Source organism: Pseudomonas sp. HMSC057H01, from assembly GCF_001836405.1.
GTDB classification, from domain to species: Bacteria; Pseudomonadota; Gammaproteobacteria; order Pseudomonadales; family Pseudomonadaceae; genus Pseudomonas; species Pseudomonas aeruginosa.
This window is the reverse complement of sequence record NZ_KV828524.1, coordinates 1-18,465: the sequence shown is the minus strand read 5'-3', so window position 1 is coordinate 18,465 and position 18,465 is coordinate 1. Positions and strand designations below refer to the sequence as shown.

The 18,465-nt window shown below is 65.9% G+C and carries 18 protein-coding genes; 4 read left to right on the top strand and 14 right to left on the bottom strand.

From position 1 onward, the window contains the following. Positions 1-44 precede the first annotated feature (44 nt). Positions 45-479: a CopD family protein gene (locus HMPREF2581_RS29930; protein WP_003141586.1), complete on the top strand. Its 435-nt coding sequence runs from the start codon at positions 45-47 to the stop codon at positions 477-479. A gap of 61 nt (positions 480-540) precedes the next feature. On the opposite strand, the gene HMPREF2581_RS29925 is transcribed toward HMPREF2581_RS29930, so the two are convergent. From HMPREF2581_RS29925 to HMPREF2581_RS33380, 4 genes are all read right to left on the bottom strand, one after another. Continuing rightward, on the bottom strand, positions 541-795 hold the full coding sequence (locus tag HMPREF2581_RS29925) for an HP1242/YdcH family protein (RefSeq protein WP_003094873.1): 255 nt from the start codon (positions 793-795) through the stop codon (positions 541-543). A 74-nt stretch (positions 796-869) separates the two neighbouring features. Further along, positions 870-1,421, bottom strand: a complete 552-nt coding sequence (locus HMPREF2581_RS29920) for an ankyrin repeat domain-containing protein (protein WP_003141587.1) — start codon at positions 1,419-1,421, stop codon at positions 870-872. 53 nt (positions 1,422-1,474) lie between these two features. Then, complete coding sequence (gene katB, locus HMPREF2581_RS29915; protein WP_003094881.1) at positions 1,475-3,016, bottom strand: catalase KatB; 1,542 nt, start codon at positions 3,014-3,016, stop codon at positions 1,475-1,477. After that, positions 3,013-3,501, bottom strand: a complete 489-nt coding sequence (locus tag HMPREF2581_RS33380; RefSeq protein WP_170868775.1) for a hypothetical protein — start codon at positions 3,499-3,501, stop codon at positions 3,013-3,015. The genes katB and HMPREF2581_RS33380 overlap by 4 nt, the downstream gene beginning before the upstream one ends. Positions 3,502-3,543: 42 nt before the next feature. On the opposite strand from HMPREF2581_RS33380, the gene mscL reads away from it, so the two are divergent. Continuing rightward, positions 3,544-3,957 (top strand): large-conductance mechanosensitive channel protein MscL, encoded by a 414-nt coding sequence (mscL, locus tag HMPREF2581_RS29905; protein WP_003094890.1) that lies wholly within the window; start codon positions 3,544-3,546, stop codon positions 3,955-3,957. Between the two features lie 104 nt (positions 3,958-4,061). Here mscL and HMPREF2581_RS29900 read toward each other — a convergent pair whose 3' ends face one another. Further along, positions 4,062-4,838: a ferredoxin--NADP reductase gene (locus HMPREF2581_RS29900; RefSeq protein WP_003110878.1), complete on the bottom strand. Its 777-nt coding sequence runs from the start codon at positions 4,836-4,838 to the stop codon at positions 4,062-4,064. A gap of 106 nt (positions 4,839-4,944) precedes the next feature. Then, on the bottom strand, positions 4,945-5,943 hold the full coding sequence (locus HMPREF2581_RS29895) for a DctP family TRAP transporter solute-binding subunit (RefSeq protein WP_003094894.1): 999 nt from the start codon (positions 5,941-5,943) through the stop codon (positions 4,945-4,947). 327 nt (positions 5,944-6,270) lie between these two features. On the opposite strand from HMPREF2581_RS29895, the gene HMPREF2581_RS29890 reads away from it, so the two are divergent. Then, positions 6,271-7,395 (top strand): methyltransferase, encoded by a 1,125-nt coding sequence (locus HMPREF2581_RS29890; protein ID WP_003121341.1) that lies wholly within the window; start codon positions 6,271-6,273, stop codon positions 7,393-7,395. On the opposite strand, the gene HMPREF2581_RS29885 is transcribed toward HMPREF2581_RS29890, so the two are convergent. Genes HMPREF2581_RS29885 through HMPREF2581_RS29865 form a run of 5 tightly spaced genes read right to left on the bottom strand, consistent with a single transcriptional unit; the run spans position 7,396 to position 13,559 of the window. After that, a complete protein-coding gene (locus HMPREF2581_RS29885; RefSeq protein WP_009316244.1) occupies positions 7,396-7,971 on the bottom strand; it encodes a nucleotidyltransferase family protein in 576 nt (191 codons plus the stop codon). It lies immediately after the preceding gene. Next, positions 7,971-8,942 carry an XdhC family protein gene (locus HMPREF2581_RS29880; RefSeq protein ID WP_003094899.1) on the bottom strand — a complete coding sequence of 324 codons (972 nt, stop codon included), beginning with the start codon at positions 8,940-8,942 and terminating at the stop codon, positions 7,971-7,973. The genes HMPREF2581_RS29885 and HMPREF2581_RS29880 overlap by 1 nt, the downstream gene beginning before the upstream one ends. A gap of 3 nt (positions 8,943-8,945) precedes the next feature. Then, complete coding sequence (locus HMPREF2581_RS29875; RefSeq protein ID WP_003141588.1) at positions 8,946-10,193, bottom strand: cytochrome c; 1,248 nt, start codon at positions 10,191-10,193, stop codon at positions 8,946-8,948. A gap of 2 nt (positions 10,194-10,195) precedes the next feature. Continuing rightward, complete coding sequence (locus HMPREF2581_RS29870; protein ID WP_003094903.1) at positions 10,196-10,735, bottom strand: (2Fe-2S)-binding protein; 540 nt, start codon at positions 10,733-10,735, stop codon at positions 10,196-10,198. Continuing rightward, complete coding sequence (locus tag HMPREF2581_RS29865) at positions 10,728-13,559, bottom strand: xanthine dehydrogenase family protein molybdopterin-binding subunit (protein ID WP_003141589.1); 2,832 nt, start codon at positions 13,557-13,559, stop codon at positions 10,728-10,730. Before HMPREF2581_RS29865 ends, HMPREF2581_RS29870 begins: the two co-directional genes overlap by 8 nt. 310 nt (positions 13,560-13,869) lie before the next feature. Here HMPREF2581_RS29865 and HMPREF2581_RS29860 point away from each other — a divergent pair, with 310 nt between their 5' ends. After that, positions 13,870-15,081 (top strand): MFS transporter, encoded by a 1,212-nt coding sequence (locus tag HMPREF2581_RS29860; RefSeq protein WP_003094912.1) that lies wholly within the window; start codon positions 13,870-13,872, stop codon positions 15,079-15,081. A gap of 159 nt (positions 15,082-15,240) precedes the next feature. Here the strand turns inward: HMPREF2581_RS29860 and HMPREF2581_RS29855 are convergent, their stop codons facing one another. The 3 genes from HMPREF2581_RS29855 to HMPREF2581_RS29845 form a co-directional block, all read right to left on the bottom strand. Further along, positions 15,241-15,630, bottom strand: coding sequence for a hypothetical protein (locus HMPREF2581_RS29855; protein WP_003106768.1), 390 nt, complete (start codon positions 15,628-15,630; stop codon positions 15,241-15,243). Positions 15,631-15,932: 302 nt separating this feature from the next. Next, positions 15,933-17,639 (bottom strand): two-partner secretion system transporter CdrB, encoded by a 1,707-nt coding sequence (gene cdrB, locus HMPREF2581_RS29850; protein WP_003141590.1) that lies wholly within the window; start codon positions 17,637-17,639, stop codon positions 15,933-15,935. A 62-nt stretch (positions 17,640-17,701) separates the two neighbouring features. Next, a partial coding sequence (locus HMPREF2581_RS29845) for an MBG domain-containing protein (protein ID WP_033941169.1) occupies positions 17,702-18,465 on the bottom strand: 764 nt, incomplete at its 5' end.

Genomic DNA, 18,465 nt, shown 5'->3' with positions numbered 1-18,465 from the left:
GACCGCGCTTCGCGCGACACTGATGGCCGGACAAGGAGACTTCCATGCGCACACTGCTGTTCCTGCACCTGCTGGGTGCCGCGATCTGGGTCGGCGGCCACCTGGTCCTGGCCCTCGGCATCCTCCCCGGCGCCCTGCGCCGCCGCGATCCCCAGGCGATCCGCGCCTTCGAGCAGGTCTACGAGCGGATCGGCATCCCCGCCCTGCTGCTGCAGGTGGTCAGCGGCCTGTGGCTGGCCAGCCTGTGGCTGCCGTTCCACCACTGGTTCGGCGCCACGCCGGTGGCCCGTGCCCTGCAGCTCAAGCTGCTGCTCCTGGCGGCGACCGCCGCCCTGGGCGTGCATGCGCGCCTGCGCCTGATCCCGAACCTGGACGCCGAGAGCCTGCCGAAGCTGGGCTGGCACATCGCCGCGATCACCCTGGTGGGCCTGTGTTTCGTCGCGGTCGGACAGAGTTTCCGTTTCGGCGGCGCCTTCTGAGCATGCCCACATGAAAAAGGGCGCCGGAGGCGCCCTTTTTCATACCGTTGTCGTCAATGAATCAATGGCCTTTTCCGTTGGCCTTCCTCAGCCTCTCGGCGATTTCGTCCTTGAGTTGCACCCGTTGCTGCTTCAACCCCTGCAGCGCCAGGTCGTCGAGGGGTTCGCGACCGCCCTCGACCTCGTAGATGCGCTTGTCGAGGCTCTCATAGTCCGTCGCCAGGCGAGTGAAGTGGGCGTCGTTGCCATGAAGTTGCTTCAGTTCGGCATGAAAATCCGGAAACTCCCGGGAAAGCGGATGTTGCTCGAGCGGCATGACGGACCTCCTCTGACGTTGTATACGACACCTCCAGACTAGCCCAGCAGGCCTCCTCCGAACATTGCCCCCGATCACTTCGCCGCCGCAGTGCCGTTCAGTTCGCCGCGTCGCAGGCTTTCCACGCTGTTGCCCAGCGCATCGCGGGCGCCAAGGTCGGCACCGCGCGCCGACAGCGCCTGGAGCAGCTCCTCGCGCTTGAACAGCGCCGCGTACATGGCCGCGGTCTGCCCTGCGCCGTTGCGCTGGTCGGGGCTGCATTGCGCGCCGATCAGGCGCCGGGCGATGCGGACCTCGCCCTTGAAGATGGCGCCCATCAGGGCGGTGTTGCCGCGCGCATCCTGGACGCAGGGGTCGGCACCGGCCTCCAGCAATTGTTCCACCGCTCCGCCATGGCCGTGGTAGGCGGCCAGGATCAGCGCGGTATAGCCCTTGGCATCCTGCACATCGAGGTCGAAGCCGGCCTCGACGAATTCCTTCAGCATGGCCTGGTCACCGCGTCGGGCGGCATCGAAGAAGTAGTCGCGCAACCGCGCTTCGACCTCGACCCCATGCACCTCGCCAGCCTGCGCGGCCAGCGCCGCGAGCAGCAAGCCTGCCAGAATCCAACCTCGCATCGTCGTCATCTCCCGCCAAACCGATAGAGGAAGGGCGGCCTGGATGGCCGCCCCGGTTGCGATCAATCCTGGAGCTTCGCCGCCAGTTGCCGGACGCGCTGCAGATCGGCTCCAGCCACCTTGGCCAGGCCCGTACCGTAGTCGCTGTCAGCCTTGTAGAAGTAGGAAAGCATGATGTACTTGCTCTCGTCGTCGGTGATCGCCAACGCCCCGCCGAGACTGGCGATCAGGTCGGCCTGGTCCTTCTTGCCGTAGGAGCGGAACAGCTCGCCGGTCTGCTTGAAGTTCTGCTCGCGCTGGATCTTCGCCTGCTGGGTGGTGCCGCTCAGCGGGGTCCGCACGTAGCGGGCGCTGGCCTGCTCCTCGCGCGGATCGAGCCGGCTCGGCTGGTAGTTCACCCCGCTGGTACTGTGTCCGGCGTTCAGCGCGCCGTCCTGGTTGACGGTATTGACCTCGCTGCGCGGGCGGTTGACCGGCAGGCCCAGGCCGTTGGCGCCGACCCGGTACATCTGGGTGTCGGCGTAGGCGAACAGCCGTCCCTGGAGCAGGCGATCCTCGGAGGGCTCGATGCCCGGCACCAGGTTCGACGGCGCCATGGCGACCTGTTCGGTTTCCTGGAAGAAGTTGTCGACGTTGCGGTTCAGCACCATCTGGCCGATCTTGCGCTCGGGAATGCCCGGCCAGATCTTGGTCGCGTCCAGCGGATCGAAGTCGAATTTCGCCAGGTCCTCGGGCTTGAGCACCTGGATGTACAGGTCCCATTTCGGGAAGTCGCCCTTCCGGATCGCGCTCACCAGGTCATTGGTCATGTGGCTGTAGTCGCGACCCTGGACTTCCGCCACCTGCTTCGGATCGAGGTTCTTCTGGCCCTGCAGGCTCTTCCAGTGGAACTTCACGTAGTGCACTTCGCCCCTGGCGTTGACCAGCTTGTAGGCATGCACGCTGTTGCCGTCCATTTCCCGGTAGCTGGCCGGGGTGCCCTCGTTGGAATACAGCAGGGTCAGGGTGCGGGTCGCCTCCGGCACGTGGGAGAAGAAATCGAAGCGTCGCGAGTCGTCGTCGAGGTTGCTGCGCGGGTCCGGCTTGAAGGCATGGACCATGTCCGGGAACTTGATCGCATCGCGGATGAAGAAGGTCGGGAAGTTGTTGCCCACCAGGTCCCAATTGCCGTCTGCGGTATAGAACTTGGTGGCGAAACCGCGCGGATCGCGCAGGGTTTCCGGGGAGTGGTTGCCGTGCACCACAGCGGAGAAGCGCACGAATACCGGGGTCTTCTCGCCCTTGCGGAAGACCTTGGCCATGCTCAGGTCGCTGATATCGGCGCTGGCGACGAACTCGCCATGGGCGCCGGTGCCGCGGGCATGCACCACGCGTTCGGGAATGCGCTCGCGGTCGAAACGTTGCAACTTCTGCAGCAGTTGCACGTCCTGCAGCAGCACCGAACCGTTGGGCCCGGCGGTCTGCGAGTTCTGGTTGTCGCCCACTGGCGCACCGTTGTCACGGGTCAGGGTCGCGGCCTGTACGGACAGCGACAGGAGGCTGGCGGTCAGGCTTGCCGCCACCAGCAGGCGGCCGGGACGGAAGGCGTTCAGGGAAGGGTTCATGGAAGAGCTCCTAATGGCTTGTCAGGCGTCTTGTTGCGCCCGACCAAGGTAAGGAGCGCCGCCGGCGACGCTAAATTGAAAAACCTCACCGCGCCGATTAGGAATATCAATGCGCCCATAAATCGCAAAAAGAAATAAAAAAGACCGCCAGCCGAAGAACGCCCGCGCTGGTGCACCAGGTACTCCCAGTCCGCTCGCCGGTAAACGAGTTCACCTTCGTTATTTGCTTGCGAAGTTAGGTCGGAGAACCTCGCCACTCCAACTTCAACTTCCGGCATCTGCATGGCGCAGTTCAAAGTTGCCGAAGTTGCTTTGTCTTCTTTCTTGGCGAATTCCTGAAAATCGACATGAGTGTAATGTTTTTCCTCTAAACTTCGTTTCTCCCCACAAGACCCGACGCAAACGTATGCCTTGCGAATTTTCGCGTTGCCGGGGGGAACCAAAACACCAATCTTCCAGCCTGAGCAACTTGCCGAAGGCTGCATTAGACTGCCTTTACCTATTAGCGAAATACAGGGAGTGAACCCATGGGTCTTCTGAGTGAATTCAAAGCCTTTGCCGTCAAGGGCAATGTCGTGGATATGGCTGTCGGTATCATCATCGGCGCGGCCTTCGGCAAGATCGTCTCGTCCTTCGTGGGCGATGTGATCATGCCGCCGATCGGACTGCTGATCGGCGGAGTCGACTTCTCCGACCTGGCGATAACATTGAAGGCCGCCGAAGGCGACGTGCCGGCGGTGGTGCTGGCCTATGGCAAGTTCATTCAGACCATACTCGACTTCGTCATCGTGGCCTTCGCCATCTTCATGGGGGTCAAGGCGATCAACCGCCTCAAGCGCGAAGAAGCCGTCGCGCCGTCCGAACCGCCAGTGCCGAGTGCCGAGGAAACCCTGCTGACCGAGATCCGCGACCTGCTGAAAGCCCAGCAGAACAAGTCATGATCGCGTCGGCGGAACAATGAAAAAGGGCCCGAACGGGCCCTTTTTCATTGCCGGACAACAGGCCGGGCGGCGGCGCTATCCGCCGCTACTGCGCGGGCACGCACCTACCAGTAGTTCTCCACCGCCACCTGCCCCGGGCGCCGGGTCAGACTGAGGTTCATGCCGCGAGCCTTCAGCACGGCGCGGGTGTCCTCGATCATCTGCGGGTTGCCGCAGAGCATCACCCGCGAATGCTCCGGGGTCAGTTCCAGGTCGGCGGCACGCTCCAGATCGCCGTTCTCGATCAGCGTGGTGATACGTCCGTTCAGGCAACCGGGTACCTGCTCGCGGGTCACCACCGGGATGAACTGCAGCTTGTGGGCATGCTCGGCCAGGTATTCGCGCTCGGCGAGGCCGGCGATCAGCTCGCGGTAGGCCAGCTCCTTGCTCTCGCGCACGCTGTAGACCAGCTTGATGCTTTCGAAGCGCTCCCAGACCTCGAAGTCCTGCAGGATCGAGACGAACGGCGCCACACCGGTACCGGTGGCCAGCAGCCAAAGGTCACGACCATCCACGAAGCGGTCGAGGGTGAGGAAGCCGAAGGCCTGGCGATCGACCAGCAACTGGTCGCCCTCGCGCAGGCGGCTGAGTTCGCTGGTGAACTCGCCGTCCGGGACGACGATGGAAAAGAAGTCGAGGAATTCGTCATGAGGCGCCGAAACCATCGAGTAGGCGCGCCAGACGATACTGCCGCTGGGCTTGTACACGCCGAGCCGGGCGAATTGCCCGGCGCGGAACCGGAATCCCGCGTCGCGGCTGGTACGCAGGGTGAACAGGTTGGGAGTCAGAGGCTGCACGTCGAGCAGCGTCTGGCGGGTGAATTTCTCTTCGCTGGCGGTCATGGTCCGCTCCGGATACCGATACTCCCCTAGTGTCCCGCAAAGCACCCGGCAGAAACACCCGCAAGGCTTGTGGCTATCCCCGCTGACGGGGATAGCCAGCGGCCGATCAGCGCTTGCGGTTGACCACCTGGGCCGCGCGCAGCACGTCGCTGCCGATCTGCGCCTCGTAGTTCTTCCACAGCGGCTTCATGGCGTTGCGCCAGGCCTCGTGCTCTTCCGCGCTGAGGCTGACCAGGCGGCTCTTGCCGGCGGCCAGCAGGTGCTCGCGCTCCTTCTGGTTCAGCGCTTCGGCTTCCTTGTTCACCACCAGGGTGACCTCGTCGACGATGCTCTCCAGTTCAGTGCGGGTCTGGTAGGGGATGCTGGTCCAGAATGCCGAGCTGGTGATCAGCATGTAGCTGAGCGCGCCGTGATTGGTCTCGGTGATGTACGGCTGCACGCTGTCGATCTTCTGTCCGGCGAGGTTCGACCAGGTGTTCTCGGTGCCCTGCACGCTGCCGGCCTGCATGGCCTTGAGGGTCTCGGCGTAGGACAACTGCTTGGCGGTGGCGCCGAGCATGGCGAACTGCGCTTCCAGCACCGACGACGGCTGGATACGGAAGACCAGGCCCTTGGCATCGTCCGGCCGGTGCAGCTCGCGAGTGGCGGAAAGCTGCTTCATGCCGTTGTTCCAGTAGGCCAGGCCATAGATACCGTGCTTGGCCATGGAGCGCAGCAGTTCGCGGCTCTTGTCGCGCTTCTGGAAACGCTTCAGGGCCTCCAGGTCATCGAACAGGAACGGCAGGTCGAACACCTGGAGTTGCTTGGTATAGGGCTCGAACTTGGACAGCGAGGTGGCCAGCATCTGCACCTTGTTGGCGCGCAGGGCCTCGATCTCGTCGGCGTCGCCGAACAGCGTCGAGTTGGGGTAGACCTCGACCTTGACCTTGCCCGGCAGACGCTCCTCGGCAAGCTTCTTGAACAACAGCGCCCCCTTGCCCTTGGGCGTGTCGTCGGAGACCACATGGGAGAACTTGATCACGATCGGGCCGGCGTCCTCGGCATGGGCGACGGCGGAAACGGCGAACAGTGCGGCGAGCGCCACACCGACAAACGGCTTGAACATCGATGTACCTGTGCGATGGCAACGACGAGCCCCGCGACGGCTCGCACGGGTCTCGTTCGGAAAACGGGTTGGGAGACGGTCGCCGCTCGAAGTGGCGAAGGCGCCCGTCCAGGCGCTACCGGGTCATGACAGGCGCTATCGAAGCCCTAGCCCGGTTATTATTGGCGTGCCCGGCTGGATGACTCGTCGGTAAGGAAACGACTAATCAGAGCCGGGTAAAGAATTTTTCGGCATATCCGTGTGCCGCACAAGCTGGAGAACTCCAACCAGCTCTCAGTTTCGACAGATTGTTAATTGACGAGCGGGATTCGCCCCGCCGGGAACCCGATGCCTCTATTCGCCACCCCCTTCGCCCAGCTCGATCTGGTCCGCCAGCCCGAGCAGGACGGCGAGCCCCTCCAGGCGTTCGACGCCGCCGACGAATACCTGCTCAACCAGTTGCACGAACGGGGCGTGACGGCGCAATGCCGGGTGCTGGTCCTCAACGACGCCTTCGGCGCCCTCGCCGCGAGCCTGGCGCCGCACGTCCAGGTCACCAGCAGCGGCGATTCGCACCTGGGCTTCCTTGCCCTGCGCAAGAACCTCGCGCGCAACGGCCTCGACCTGGGCTCGGTGCGCTTCGTCCCGGCCAGCGAAACCGCCGTGGGGCCCTTCGATCACGTGTTGGTCAAGGTGCCGAAGACCCTCGCGTTGCTGGAGGAGCAACTGATCCGCCTGCACGGCCAACTGGCACCGGGCGCGCAGGTCGTCGCCGCGGGGATGGTCAAGCACTTGCCACGCGCCGCCGGCGACCTGCTGGAACGCTACATCGGCCCGATGCACGCTTCGCTGGCGGTGAAGAAGGCCCGCCTGCTGATCGCCGAGGCAGCGGAGCGCCCGCAACCGCGCTCGCCCTATCCGACCCGCTATCGCCTGGAGCAGCCGCCGCTGACGCTGCTCAACCACGCCAACGTATTCTGCCGAGAAGGTCTCGACATCGGCACCCGCGCCTTCCTCCCGCACCTGCCGCGCAGCCTCGGCGCGCTACGCGCCGCCGACCTGGGCTGCGGCAACGGGGTGCTCGGCATCGCCTACGCGCTGCTCAACCCGCAGGCCGAGCTGACCCTGGTGGATGAGTCGTACATGGCCGTGCAATCGGCACGGGAAAACTGGCGAGCAGCGCTGGGCGAGCGGCCGGCGACGTTCCGCGCCGACGATGGCCTGGCCGGCCAGGCGGCGGGCTCGCTGGACCTGGTCCTGTGCAACCCACCGTTCCACCAGCAGCAGGTGGTCGGCGACTTCCTCGCCTGGCGCATGTTTCTCCAGGCTCGCGATGCCCTGGCGGCGGGCGGCGAACTGTGGATCGTCGGCAACCGCCACCTGGGCTACCACGCCAAGCTCAAGCGGCTGTTCCGCGGGGTCGAGCAGGTCGCGGCGAATCCGAAGTTCGTGATCCTGAAAGCGGGAAAATAGTCAGCCGAGCGCCGCCGGGGTGTCCACGTCGCGGAGTACGCCCGGATCGTCGCACGGTACCTCGCGCCAGGCCGGACGATGGGCCAGCAGCACGCGGCGCGCGCCCTGGTCGCCGTCCAGTTGTGCAAGCGCGTCCCAGAAAGCGCGGCCGAACAGCACCGGATGACCGCGCTGGCCGTCGTACAGGGGAAACACGATGGCTTCGGGAGTGGCCATCGCGGCCAGACGCTCGAGGGTATCGGCGGCGATCCAGGGCATGTCGCCGAGCAGGACGGCGATGGCCCGGGCCGGGCTGTTCCTCGCCGCCGCGACGCCGGCGGCCAGGCTGTGGCCCATGCCCGACGAGGCGTCGAGGCTGTGGACAAGCCGCTGTTGCGCCGGCAGGCCCAGGCTCGCCGGGGTCTCTCCGGCACGCACCACCACCCGCACCTCGGCGAACGCCTCGCGCGCCCGCGCCACGCTGGCCGCCAGCAGGGTCGTGCCATCAGCCAGCCGCGCCAGGCGCTTGTCGCTGCCGAAGCGGCGCCCCTGCCCGGCCGCCAGGACCAGGCACAGCACCTCGTCGGCGGCGACCATCAGAGCCGCTCGCGGGGAATGCCGTTGCGGATGCGAAGAATGTCCGCCAGCACCGCCAGGGCGATTTCCGCCGGCGTCTTGCTCCCCAGGTTGAGGCCGATCGGCGCGTGGATCCGCGCCAGTTCGGCGTCGCCCAGGCCGCCGATGCGCCGCAGGCGCTCGAAGCGTTTCTCCGAGGTCGCCCGCGACCCCATCACGCCGATATAGAAAGCTTCGGTACGCACCGCCTCGAGCATCGCCAGGTCGTCGATCTTCGGATCGTGGGTCAACGCCACCACCGCCGTATCGGCGTGGCAACCGCCGTCGGCGATGAACAGCGAGGGCAGCTCGCGACGGATCTCGATCCCCTCCAGCAGCACGCCGCGCAAGGCTTCTTCGCGCGGGTCGCAGAGGATCACCTCGAAGCCCAGGCCCTTGCCGAACTCGGCGCAGGCATGGGCGACGCTGGAATAGCCGGCCAGCAACAGGCGCTGGGCGGCACCGACGCGCAGGCGCACGCGCTCGCCGTCGCGTTCCGCCCGTGGGCCGTGGCTGGAATCGTCGCGCAGGCTGCGCGCGCCGCTGCCCAGCTCGACCTCGCGGAGCAGGCGGCGCTGGCCAAGCAACGCCGACTCCAGCTCGCGCAGATGGGCCTGGACGTCGCAGTCCGGCGCCAGGTTTTCCACCAGTACGTCGAGGATGCCGCCGCAGGGCAGGCGCACGTTCGAGTTCGGGTCGTCACCCTCGCCGTAGCGCACGATCACCGCGGGATCGGGGAAACCGCCTGCGGCGACCCGTTCGAGGAAATCATCCTCGACGCAGCCGCCGGACAGCGAGCCGATCCAGTGGCCGTTGGCGTTCACCGCCAGCAGCGATCCCGGCGCACGGGGCGCCGAGCCGTAGGTCGTGAGCACGGTACAGAACCACACCCGTTCGCCGCCCACGGACCACTTCAGCGCCTGGCGGACCACCTGTAGATCGAGGTGTTGCACGATTCACTTCACCTTGACGGTATGCACCGAAGCGCTCTCCGTCTTCAATTGCGCGACCTGTTGGGGACCGAGGTCACCGGGCAATCCGCCCCAGGTCTGGCGCAGGTAGTTGAGCAGGTCCGTGAGTTGCTCGTCGTCGAGTTTCCCGGCGAAACCGGGCATCGGTTGCATGCGTTCGAAGCCGGTGAACTGCTGTTCGACGATGCCGTCTTCGATCACTCGCAACAGATTACGCGGGTCTTGCAGGCGCAGGGTAGTGTTGCCGTTCATCGCCACCGCGATATGCGGCTTGCCCTCGCCTTCGCCGCCGTGGCAGCCGGCGCAGACGTTGAGGTACTGCTGGCGACCGCGCTTGCCGCTGTCGTTCAGCTGCGCCTCGGGTAGCGCCTGGACCACCTTGGCCGGCGGCGGCTGGTCGCCGAGCAGGTAGGTGGCCATGGCCGCCAGGTCGCCGTCGTCGAGGTGCTGGGTGCTGTGGTGCACCACCGGGAACATCTCGTTGAACATGCTGCCCTGGGCGCTCATGCCGTGCTTGAGGAAGCTCGCCAGGTCCGGCTGGGTCCAACCGCGCGCGGCAAGGTCGCCGGGCAGCAGGCTGGGCGCCAGGTAGCCGTTGAGCAGGCCGCCGCTCAGGCGCTTGTCCTGCTCCAGGGCGCCGGCCAGGTTGCGCGGGGTATGGCACTCGCCGCAGTGGCCGAGCACCTCGACCATGTACTGCCCGCGTTTCCAGGCCTCGCTGCGCCCTTCCTCCGGCTGCAAGCGCACGCTCTTGCCGTAGAGCAGGTTCCAGCCGGCCAGGCCCATGCGCACGTTGAACGGGAAGCTCAGGCTGGTCTGCGGCGCCGGCCGGGCGATCGGTTCCTGGGCCATCAGGTAGGCGTAGATGGCGTCGGCATCCTCGCGCTCGATCAGGTGATAGGAGGTGTAGGGCATCGCCGGATAGAGGTAGGCGCCGTCCTTGCGCTTGCCCTCGGTAAGGGCGGCGAAGAACTCGTCGGCGCTGTAGGCGCCGATGCCGTGTTCCTTGTCCGGGGTGATGTTGGTGCCGTAGATGGTGCCGAACGGCGACTGGATCGGCAGTCCGCCGGCGAACGGCGCGCCGCCCTCGGCGGTATGGCAGGCCATGCAGTCGGCGGCGCGGGCGAGGTATTCGCCGCGCTTGACCAGCGCCGCGTCGGCGCCGGCGGCGGAGGCCAGGAACGGCGACAGCGCGGCCAGCGCCAGGGCGAGGCCGGAAAGGGTGCGCTTCATCCTCAAGCCTCCTTGACCAGGCCGAGTTCGTCGAGCACGTCGCGGGTGGCGCTGTAGTAGCGCACGTAGCCGGTGCAACGGCAGATGTGATGGCCGAGGCTGTCCTCGATCGCCTGCTCCAGCTCGCTGCGCTTGATCGGCTGGCGCTGGGCTTTTTCCACCAGCACGGTGGCGGCGTTGACGAAGCCCGGCGCGCAATAGCTGCACTGGAAGGCGAACTGGTCGACGAACTTCTGCTGGATCGGGTTCAGCTCGCGGATGTCGCCGTTCTCGTCGCGCTGGGCATGGCCCTCGATGGTGCGAACCTTCTTGCCGTCGAAGTAGTGCGCGCCGGTGATGCAGGTGCGCACTTCCTCGCTGGTGCCGTCCGGATTGTCGACGATCACCACGCAGGCATGGCAGATGCCCTGGCCACAGCCCAGGCGCGAGCCGGTGAGGTTCTGGTATTCGTGCAGGTAGTCGATCATCGGCAGGTCTTCGGCGACCTCCACCGGACCGACGGCTTGACCGTTGAGGGTCATCTGGAGCTTGCGGTTAGCCATGGAGGGCCTCCTTGATGCGGGCGGGAGTGATGGGCAGGTCGCGGACGCGCTTGCCGGTGGCGTGCGCCACGGCGTTGGCGATGGCGCCGACCACCGGGATCATCACCACCTCGGCGATGCCCTTGGCCGGATCGGTCGGTGACAGCGGCGGGAGGATCTCCGCCGTCTGGTTCCACACCGCCACGTCCTTCGCCCGCGGCAACCGGTAGCGGTTGAAGTTCCAGTCCCCTTCCGCGGGGCCGCCCTCGTAGAGCGGCATTTCCTCCAGCAGCGCATGGCCGATACCCATGGCGATGCCGCCCTCCAGCTGGCCCTTGACCAGCTCTGGCACCAGCACCCGGCCGCACTCGATCCAGGAATGGTGATCGAGCACCTGCACCTCGCCGCTGCCCTTGTTCACCTTCAGCTCGACCAGGGTCGCCACCGGGCTGTAGTAGGTGACCATCGCGTTGTTCAGCTGGGTCGCCGGATAAGCCGGATTCTGCCGGTCGAGCAGGTGGAAGCCGGCGCTGTTCATCATCGCCTTCTTCACTCCCGGCGCACCGTCGCCGTACTTCACCGCCATGGCGTCGAGCGGCAGGCGTTCGCGTACGCCATCGATGACGAAGTCCGCTTCGGCCCAGCTCCAGCGGTTGAAACCGTGGACGCTGACGCCGGTGACCAGGCCCATCTCGTGGGCCTTCTTCGCCAGCTCGGCGAAGGGAATCGGCGCCAGGCCGTTGCCGGTCAACTGGCCGTCGACCCATACCGCGTTTTCGCGGCGCACCACATAGGGATTGGCCTGGCCGCCGAACGGACCGCTGCGCCACAGCGCCAGGGCCGCCGGCCACAGGCCGTGGTTGAACAGCACGCGCGCGGCTTCGCGGGTGGCGTGGCTGAAATAGAACGCCGAGTTGGTCGCCGACGACGGCGAGGCCAGCTTGCCGACCCAGCGCGGATCGCGTAGCGCGGCGTCCTGCTCGGCCTGGCTCATCAGGTAGGGATTGCCCTTGGTGGTGAGCCGCAGCTCGGGCCATTCGGTCTCGGCGGTCTTCACCTCGTCCGCCGGACGGCCGAGGAAGTCGCCGACCACGAAGGCCTGCGAGGTGGACATCCCGGTACCGATCTCGGTGCCGATGTGGCGCAGGCTGATGCGCCCGTCGGCGCTGAACTCGATGCTCGCCATCGGCGCCTCGGCACCGGTGCCGAAGTCCTTCTGGCAAATGGCGAAGCCGACCCCATACCAGTTGTCCGGGTCCTCCGCGTCGAAGCGCTTCTTGCGTGCGTCGCGGTCCTTCCACACCTCGTGGGCAGCGGCCTTGTCGAGGATCTCGTGCAGGCGCAGGGCACCGGCCGGGACCGCGCCCTGGGTGTTCTTCATGCCCGAGCGCAGGGCGTTGCGACGACGCAGGTCGATGGCGTCGACGCCCAGCCGGCCAGCGATCTCGTCGACCATCATCTCGGTCGCGGCCATGGTCTGCAGGGTACCGTAGCCGCGCATCGAGCCGGCCTCCACGCCGCGCGAATGATAGGCGGTGACCGCCAGGTCGTTCTGCGGCATGTAGTAGGTCGACTGCGCGGCGGTGGCGCCCACCGCCGCCACCGAGGCGCTGTAGTTGGCGCGACCGCCGCCGTCGGCGCTCATGTCGGCGCGGAAGATGCGGAAGCCGAGGTCGTTCCTGTCTACCGCCAGTTGGTAGCGGATGTCGAACGGGTGGCGCTTGATGCCGCTCTGGAACTGCTCGTAGCGGTCATTGGCCAGGCGCACCGGCACACCCTCGCCATACAGCGCGGCGAGCGCGGCATAGAAGACGAAGATGTTGTTGTCCTTGGAGCCGTAGCCGACGGTATAGCCCGGATGGATGTTGAGCTTCTCCAGGGCGAAGCGCGACGGCTTGATCATGTGCACGCTTTCGTAGGCGACTTCGAACGGGCACTGGGTGGCGACCACGAAGTGCAAGGTCTTGCTGGCCGCGTCGTACCAGCCGTTGCCGTTGTCCGGCTCCAATGCCGCCGGCTCGATCGATGGGGTCTTATAGCGCTCGTCGAAGACCAGCCAGTCCTGCGGCGGGTTTTCCAGTTGCTCGGCCATGCGCTTGGCATGGAACAGCCCCTGCTCGGTGAGGTCGCCGTGCAGCTTCGGCTCGCGGGTCCATACCGGTTTGCGGTTGAGGATGGTGGGGAACAGCATCGAGTCCTTCAGGCTGGAGAACTCGTCGTCCTCGTAGGGCGTCTTGCCGCCGACCCGGACGAAGCGATAGCTGCCGTAGGGATCGCCCTGGTACAGCGGGGCCTGGGCGCCATAGCGGACCGCCTTGTCGTTGAACTTGAGCTTGAGCTTGGCCCGGCGGAAGCGCTCGAAGTCGTTCCAGATCAGGATCGCTACCGGATGGCCGATGAACATCGGCACCTTGCCCGGCGGCAGGAGCGGATCGGGCGAATGCGCCTCGGGGAAGACGATGCCGTCCTTCTCCAGGTCGGCGGCGGTGACGATACGGTCCGGCTGCAATTCGGCGCCCAGCCAGGAAAGGTCGTGGCCTTCGTAGATGCGGTCGGCGCGAACGGTCTTCAGCAACATGGCGTGGCCTTGCTGCTGCGGCCAGCCGGGCATGTCCCTGGCGCGGATATCGCGGGCGAACACCTTGTTGCCGCAGACCTTGGACAAGGCGTCGTTACGGAAACGGACCTGGCCGTTGCCCGCCATCCAGCGCTGGGCGGAAACGGTCACCTGGTTCTCGAACAAGGCAGCGAACGCCTGGCTGCCGAGCGGCGCCAGGGTGACACCCACGCCGGCGATCAACCCGCCCTGGAGAAAGGCGCGCCGGGATATATCACGGTTGGACATGCAAGTTCCTCTGGGTGGTACGGTTCCCACCCATGTCGTTATTCAGGCTTGAACAGCTCGTCCGGACGGACGAAGTGGAGCACGCAGGCGGAAAAACCTGACTCAGGAGTTAATTTTAGCGACAAGTCGCACCCGAGGAAAAGTCCCGTCTACCGCTGGAAGGCCCCATGGACACTCGACTTTGGTCGTCCGCCAGGTCGGCTCCAACCTTTTCGTGCGCTTCTCTGAATCTTCGATTTCGGCAATGGCAACAGCCAAGAGGTAACCGCATGTTACTCTCCGCCCTCCTCTCGAAACGCCCGACCCCAGCATGTCCAGCCAACCCAGTTCCCTGCTCCGCCATCGCCCCTTCCTCGCCTTCTGGCTGGCCCGCGTCTGCACCGCCAGCGGCTTCCAGATGCTCACCGTGGCCATCGGCTGGCACATCTACGAACTGACCGGCAATGTCCTCGACCTGGGCCTGGTAGGCCTGGTCGAATTCCTCCCGCGGGTACTGTTCATGCTCCACACCGGGCACGTTGCCGACCGCTACGACCGACGCAGGATCGCCGCCCTCTGCCAGGCCGGCCAGGCCCTGGTGGCGGTGGCACTGGTGCTCGGCGCGGCTTCGGGAGAGATCACCCGCAACATGATCTTCGTCCTCGCCTTCGCCCTCGGTACCGCCCGCGCCTTCGAAATGCCGACCACCCAGGCGCTGCTGCCGAACCTGGTACCGGCCGGGCTGTTCCCGCGCGCGGTGGCCGCTTCGGCTTCGGCGATGCAGGCGGCGACCATTGCCGCCCCAGCCCTCGGCGGCCTGCTCTATGCGTTCGGTGCCTCCTGGGTCTACGTGCCGACCGCGACTCTCTACGTCCTCGCCTGCGTCCTGACGCTCAGCCTGCCGGTACGCAACCAGCCGCTCACCCAGGGCAAGGCCACCCTCGACTCGCTGCTCGCCGGCATCCGTTTCATCCGCAGCCGACCGGACATCTTCGGCGCAATCTCCCTCGACCTGTTCGCCGTGCTCCTCGGCGGCGCCACCGCCCTGCTCCCGGTGTTCGCCAAGGACATCCTGCTCACCGGGCCCTGGGGCCTCGGCCTGCTGCGCTCGGCTCCAGCGGTGGGCGCCCTGGCGATGTCGTTCTGGCTGGCGCACTTCAGCATCGAACGCAACGTCGGGCGGATCATGTTCCTCTCCGTGGGCATCTTCGGCCTGGCAACCATCGCCTTCGGCCTGTCGAAATCGTTCTGGCTGTCCCTCGGCGTGCTGGTGGTACTCGGCGCCGCGGACATGGTCAGCATGGTCATCCGCGGCGCCTTCGTGCAGCTCGAGACCCCCGACGAGATGCGCGGCCGGGTCAGCGCGGTGAACGGCCTGTTCATCGGCGCCTCGAACCAGCTCGGCGAGTTCGAGTCCGGGCTCACCGCACACTGGTTCGGCACGGTACCGGCAGTGGTCCTCGGCGGGATCGGCACCCTGGTGGTCACCGGAGCATGGATGAAGCTGTTCCCTAGCCTGGCGCAACGCGACCGCCTGCACTGAGGCCAATGCCGTCGCGCGTCGCTGCCCCGACAGCGGCGTATCGGCGATAACGCCTGGGGCGTTATCCGTCCTCCCCATGGAACACCGCACCTTCTCGGCAATAAGAAAGCCCGGCATCGAGCCGGGCTTTTCTCGCACCTTGCGGCGTGATCCGCGGTGTCAGGCGGGGCGCCGCATCTCCCGATGCAGGCGGTCGACGGTGCGCTCGCTACCGTTGTCGGCCAGGCGCAGATCGACGCGCCCCATGTCCTTGTGCAGACGGTCGACGGTCTGTTCGCTGCCGTTCTCGGCCAGGCGCGCCTCGCGGCTGGTCATGTCGCGGTGCAAGCGATCGATGGTCTGCTCGCTGCCGCTTTCGGCGACCCGGCGTTCTTCCTGGACGCGCGGCGCCTGGGTCTTGCGCAGGCGCTCGAGGGTACGGTCGGAACCGTCGGAGGCGATCAGTTGTTGGGCACCGCGCAGGGCGATGGATTCGACCCGCGGTGCGGCGAAGGCGGCATTGGCGGTCAGGGTAGCAAGGGCGATGGCGAGGATCAGCGGGCGTTTCATGGCAGTGGCTCCAGGTATTCGTCACGTGGGGCCATTCTCTGTTCGGGAAACTCGATTGGAAAACGAAGCGCGCCAATAGTATTCATCGACGTTTGAAATAGTGCGAATAACCGCTCTAGCACAGCAGTTACAGCAAGAATACGCCTCTCCGACCGACCTCGACACGGATTGACGGCATCGATATGAAGAATCGAAGAAATCGAAAGTTTGAGAAAAACACTCGGAATTGAGCACGGACCTCCCTCTCCGCAGAACCGGAGAGGGGCTCCGTCAGCAGCCTCCGGAACGGAGGCCGGCAGGGTTCAGAAGCGCGCCACCACGTTGAACAGGACCCGCGTCTCGCGCTTCCCATCGCGCTGGTCGGCTGGCTCGCCGATGACCTGGCGGGCAATCTCCGGGTTGAACGACAACTGGTCGGTGAGGTTGAAGCGCACCCCGGCACCGATCGAGCCGAGCTTCTGCTGCTCGTCATCGTCCACGTCGAGGTTGTAGGTCTTGCCCCAGTCGTAGAAAGCGTAGGCCTGGTAGCTGCGCAGCCAGCTGTAGCCCACCGCCTGGCCATAGCGCGGTTCGAGCTTCAGGGCGAAGCCACGGTCACCGGTGATGTTGCCCGGGGCGAAGCCGCGACCGATCCCGCTGCCGCCGACGCCGAAGCGCTCGCTCGGCAGCAGCGGGTCGAAGCTGTACTGCCATTGCAACTCGCCATACACCGACCAGGGTCCGCCGAGCCCTTGCAGGCGCCCGACGTTGCCGTTGAGATAGACGAAACGTCCGTCGGCCACTTCGCGGGAACGACGTTCATCGTCCTTCTTGGTCGCGCCCCACATGTCCAGGCCGATGTTGTTGCGCACCTCCGCCAGGTTGATGCCCATCCAGCGATCGACCCAGTCATAGGTCAGGCGTTGCTGGAACACCCGCACATGGTCACGACCGGGGTTCGAGGCGTCGCTGGCGAAGTCGCGCAGGCGGGTCTCGGTATCCTTCCACTGCAACGCCAGGCCGCCGCTCAGGTTCTGCGAGCGCGAGCGGATGAAGGGATGGTTGTAGGAAATGCTGCCTTCGGTGCTCTTGCTGACGCTGTCGAAGGGGAATACCGAGTCCGGGATGTCCGGGTTGACCTTCGAATAGGAACCCATGATCTGCAGGGTATCGCCGGCGAACATGCCGCCCAGCGGCAACGTGCCGCGCAACTGGATGTAGCGGGTGGCATCGCTGAACGGCGAGATCGCGCCGAGCACGTCGATCTGCTCGTAGAAGCCCAGGCGGGAGAACTCGGTGGCACCGAAGGCCAGGGTGGTCGGGTCGGTGTAGTGCGAACCGCGGTTGTCGAGGCTGACGAAGCCTTCGTATCGCTGCTGCTGCAAGGCCACGTCGAGGTTCGACGAGCCCAGCGCCTGCCCCGGGCTGAGCACGCTCTGCACGTTGACCCCCGGCAGGTCGCCGACCAGCAGCAGGCCGCGCTCCAGGGTATCGGCATCCAGCGGACGTTTTTCGGTCAGCGGCGCGAGCAGTTCCTCCACCCGCACCCGCGGCCCATCGACGGTTCCCTTGATCTGCACGTGTTCGAGGTAACCCTCGATCACCTGCAGGCGTACCTTGCCGCCCTCGATGCTCTGCTCCGGCACCACTACCTGGGTCAACAGATAGCCGTCCTGGCGGTACTTGGCGGTGAGGCGGTTGGCCAGGTCGACCAGTTCGGCCAGGGACACCTGCTTGCCGAGCATATGCTGGTAATAGGACTCGAGCACCGCCTTGTCATAGCGGGTGTTGCCTTCGATGCGTATCTCGCGCAGTTCGAAGCGGATCTGTTCGCTGCCTTGCGGCGCGACCTGCTTGGGCACCACCAGCGGCGCCTCGGGCTTGGCCTGCGGCTCGCTGCGGGGCTTGAAGCGTTCATCGAGCTGGGATGGCTGTACAGTCCCTGGCAACTCCACGGCGGCGGCGGAAGCTGCCAGCATCCCGCAGCCACAGAGCGTCACCCAGCGAAGCGTCCATTGCGAAGGTTTCATCATTCACCTCGGGCAGATGACGCACTACCGCCCGGAGACGATAGTGCGCATTGCGAAAAGGGTTAGAAATTCAGAGGCTTGTTGAAGCAGCTCCAGTAGTCGGCCAGGTAGCTCTGGTTCGAGCAACCCGCCCCACTCTCGGCCTCTGCCCTGAGCGGACGATCGGTGAACTGCCCCACCCGCTTGGCGCTGGCGTCCTCTGCCGGCCCCGCGGCGGTAGCCGGCAGCAGGTTCGGATCGCTGACGTCCATACCCAGAGCGTAGGCGCGCAGGAACGGGTTTTCGAGGAACGGGTTTTCCAGCGTGGTGGTGCGGTAGACCGCATCCCCGGGGGTATCCGGATCGCGCCCCTTCTGCAGTTCGCGCAAGTCGGAGAGCGCTGCCAGTTGCCCCAGGTCGCCCGGCGTGACCGGCAGCGGCAGGATGCTCAGCAGGTTGCCCTGGTAGTTGAGCTGGTAGTTGCCGCTGGTGAGGGCAAGCCCACCCTGGAGGATGTCGTACTGGCCTACGGCTTCGCCGCCCACCCGACCGAGCCCGCCGGCGAGCACCTGACCGGCGCTATCGCCATTCTTCAGGCCGGAAACCTGATAGGTCAGCGCCGGGTCGGCGGTGCCGACCTGCTTGCTCTTGGCATCGGCGAATACGTTGAGCAGCGCCTTGGTGATGGTCAGGTCATTACCCTGGTAGGCTAGGTCATAGTTGCCACTGGTCAGCACCAGGCCGCCCTGGTTGATGCCATACACACCCACGTTCTCGCCTGCGTCGCGGTTCAGCCCGCCGGTCAGGATCGAGCCGGCGCTGTCACCGTTCTTCAGGCCGCTGACCT

Coding starts and splice junctions, on each gene's coding strand:
- HMPREF2581_RS29930 (WP_003141586.1), top strand. CDS start 45: ATGCGCACACTGCTGTTCCTGCACCTGCTGGGTGCCGCGATCTGGGTC.
- HMPREF2581_RS29925 (WP_003094873.1), bottom strand. CDS start 795: ATGCCGCTCGAGCAACATCCGCTTTCCCGGGAGTTTCCGGATTTTCAT.
- HMPREF2581_RS29920 (WP_003141587.1), bottom strand. CDS start 1,421: ATGACGACGATGCGAGGTTGGATTCTGGCAGGCTTGCTGCTCGCGGCG.
- katB (WP_003094881.1), bottom strand. CDS start 3,016: ATGAACCCTTCCCTGAACGCCTTCCGTCCCGGCCGCCTGCTGGTGGCG.
- HMPREF2581_RS33380 (WP_170868775.1), bottom strand. CDS start 3,501: ATGCAGCCTTCGGCAAGTTGCTCAGGCTGGAAGATTGGTGTTTTGGTT.
- mscL (WP_003094890.1), top strand. CDS start 3,544: ATGGGTCTTCTGAGTGAATTCAAAGCCTTTGCCGTCAAGGGCAATGTC.
- HMPREF2581_RS29900 (WP_003110878.1), bottom strand. CDS start 4,838: ATGACCGCCAGCGAAGAGAAATTCACCCGCCAGACGCTGCTCGACGTG.
- HMPREF2581_RS29895 (WP_003094894.1), bottom strand. CDS start 5,943: ATGTTCAAGCCGTTTGTCGGTGTGGCGCTCGCCGCACTGTTCGCCGTT.
- HMPREF2581_RS29890 (WP_003121341.1), top strand. CDS start 6,271: ATGCCTCTATTCGCCACCCCCTTCGCCCAGCTCGATCTGGTCCGCCAG.
- HMPREF2581_RS29885 (WP_009316244.1), bottom strand. CDS start 7,971: ATGGTCGCCGCCGACGAGGTGCTGTGCCTGGTCCTGGCGGCCGGGCAG.
- HMPREF2581_RS29875 (WP_003141588.1), bottom strand. CDS start 10,193: ATGAAGCGCACCCTTTCCGGCCTCGCCCTGGCGCTGGCCGCGCTGTCG.
- HMPREF2581_RS29870 (WP_003094903.1), bottom strand. CDS start 10,735: ATGGCTAACCGCAAGCTCCAGATGACCCTCAACGGTCAAGCCGTCGGT.
- HMPREF2581_RS29865 (WP_003141589.1), bottom strand. CDS start 13,559: ATGTCCAACCGTGATATATCCCGGCGCGCCTTTCTCCAGGGCGGGTTG.
- HMPREF2581_RS29860 (WP_003094912.1), top strand. CDS start 13,870: ATGTCCAGCCAACCCAGTTCCCTGCTCCGCCATCGCCCCTTCCTCGCC.
- HMPREF2581_RS29855 (WP_003106768.1), bottom strand. CDS start 15,630: ATGAAACGCCCGCTGATCCTCGCCATCGCCCTTGCTACCCTGACCGCC.
- cdrB (WP_003141590.1), bottom strand. CDS start 17,639: ATGAAACCTTCGCAATGGACGCTTCGCTGGGTGACGCTCTGTGGCTGC.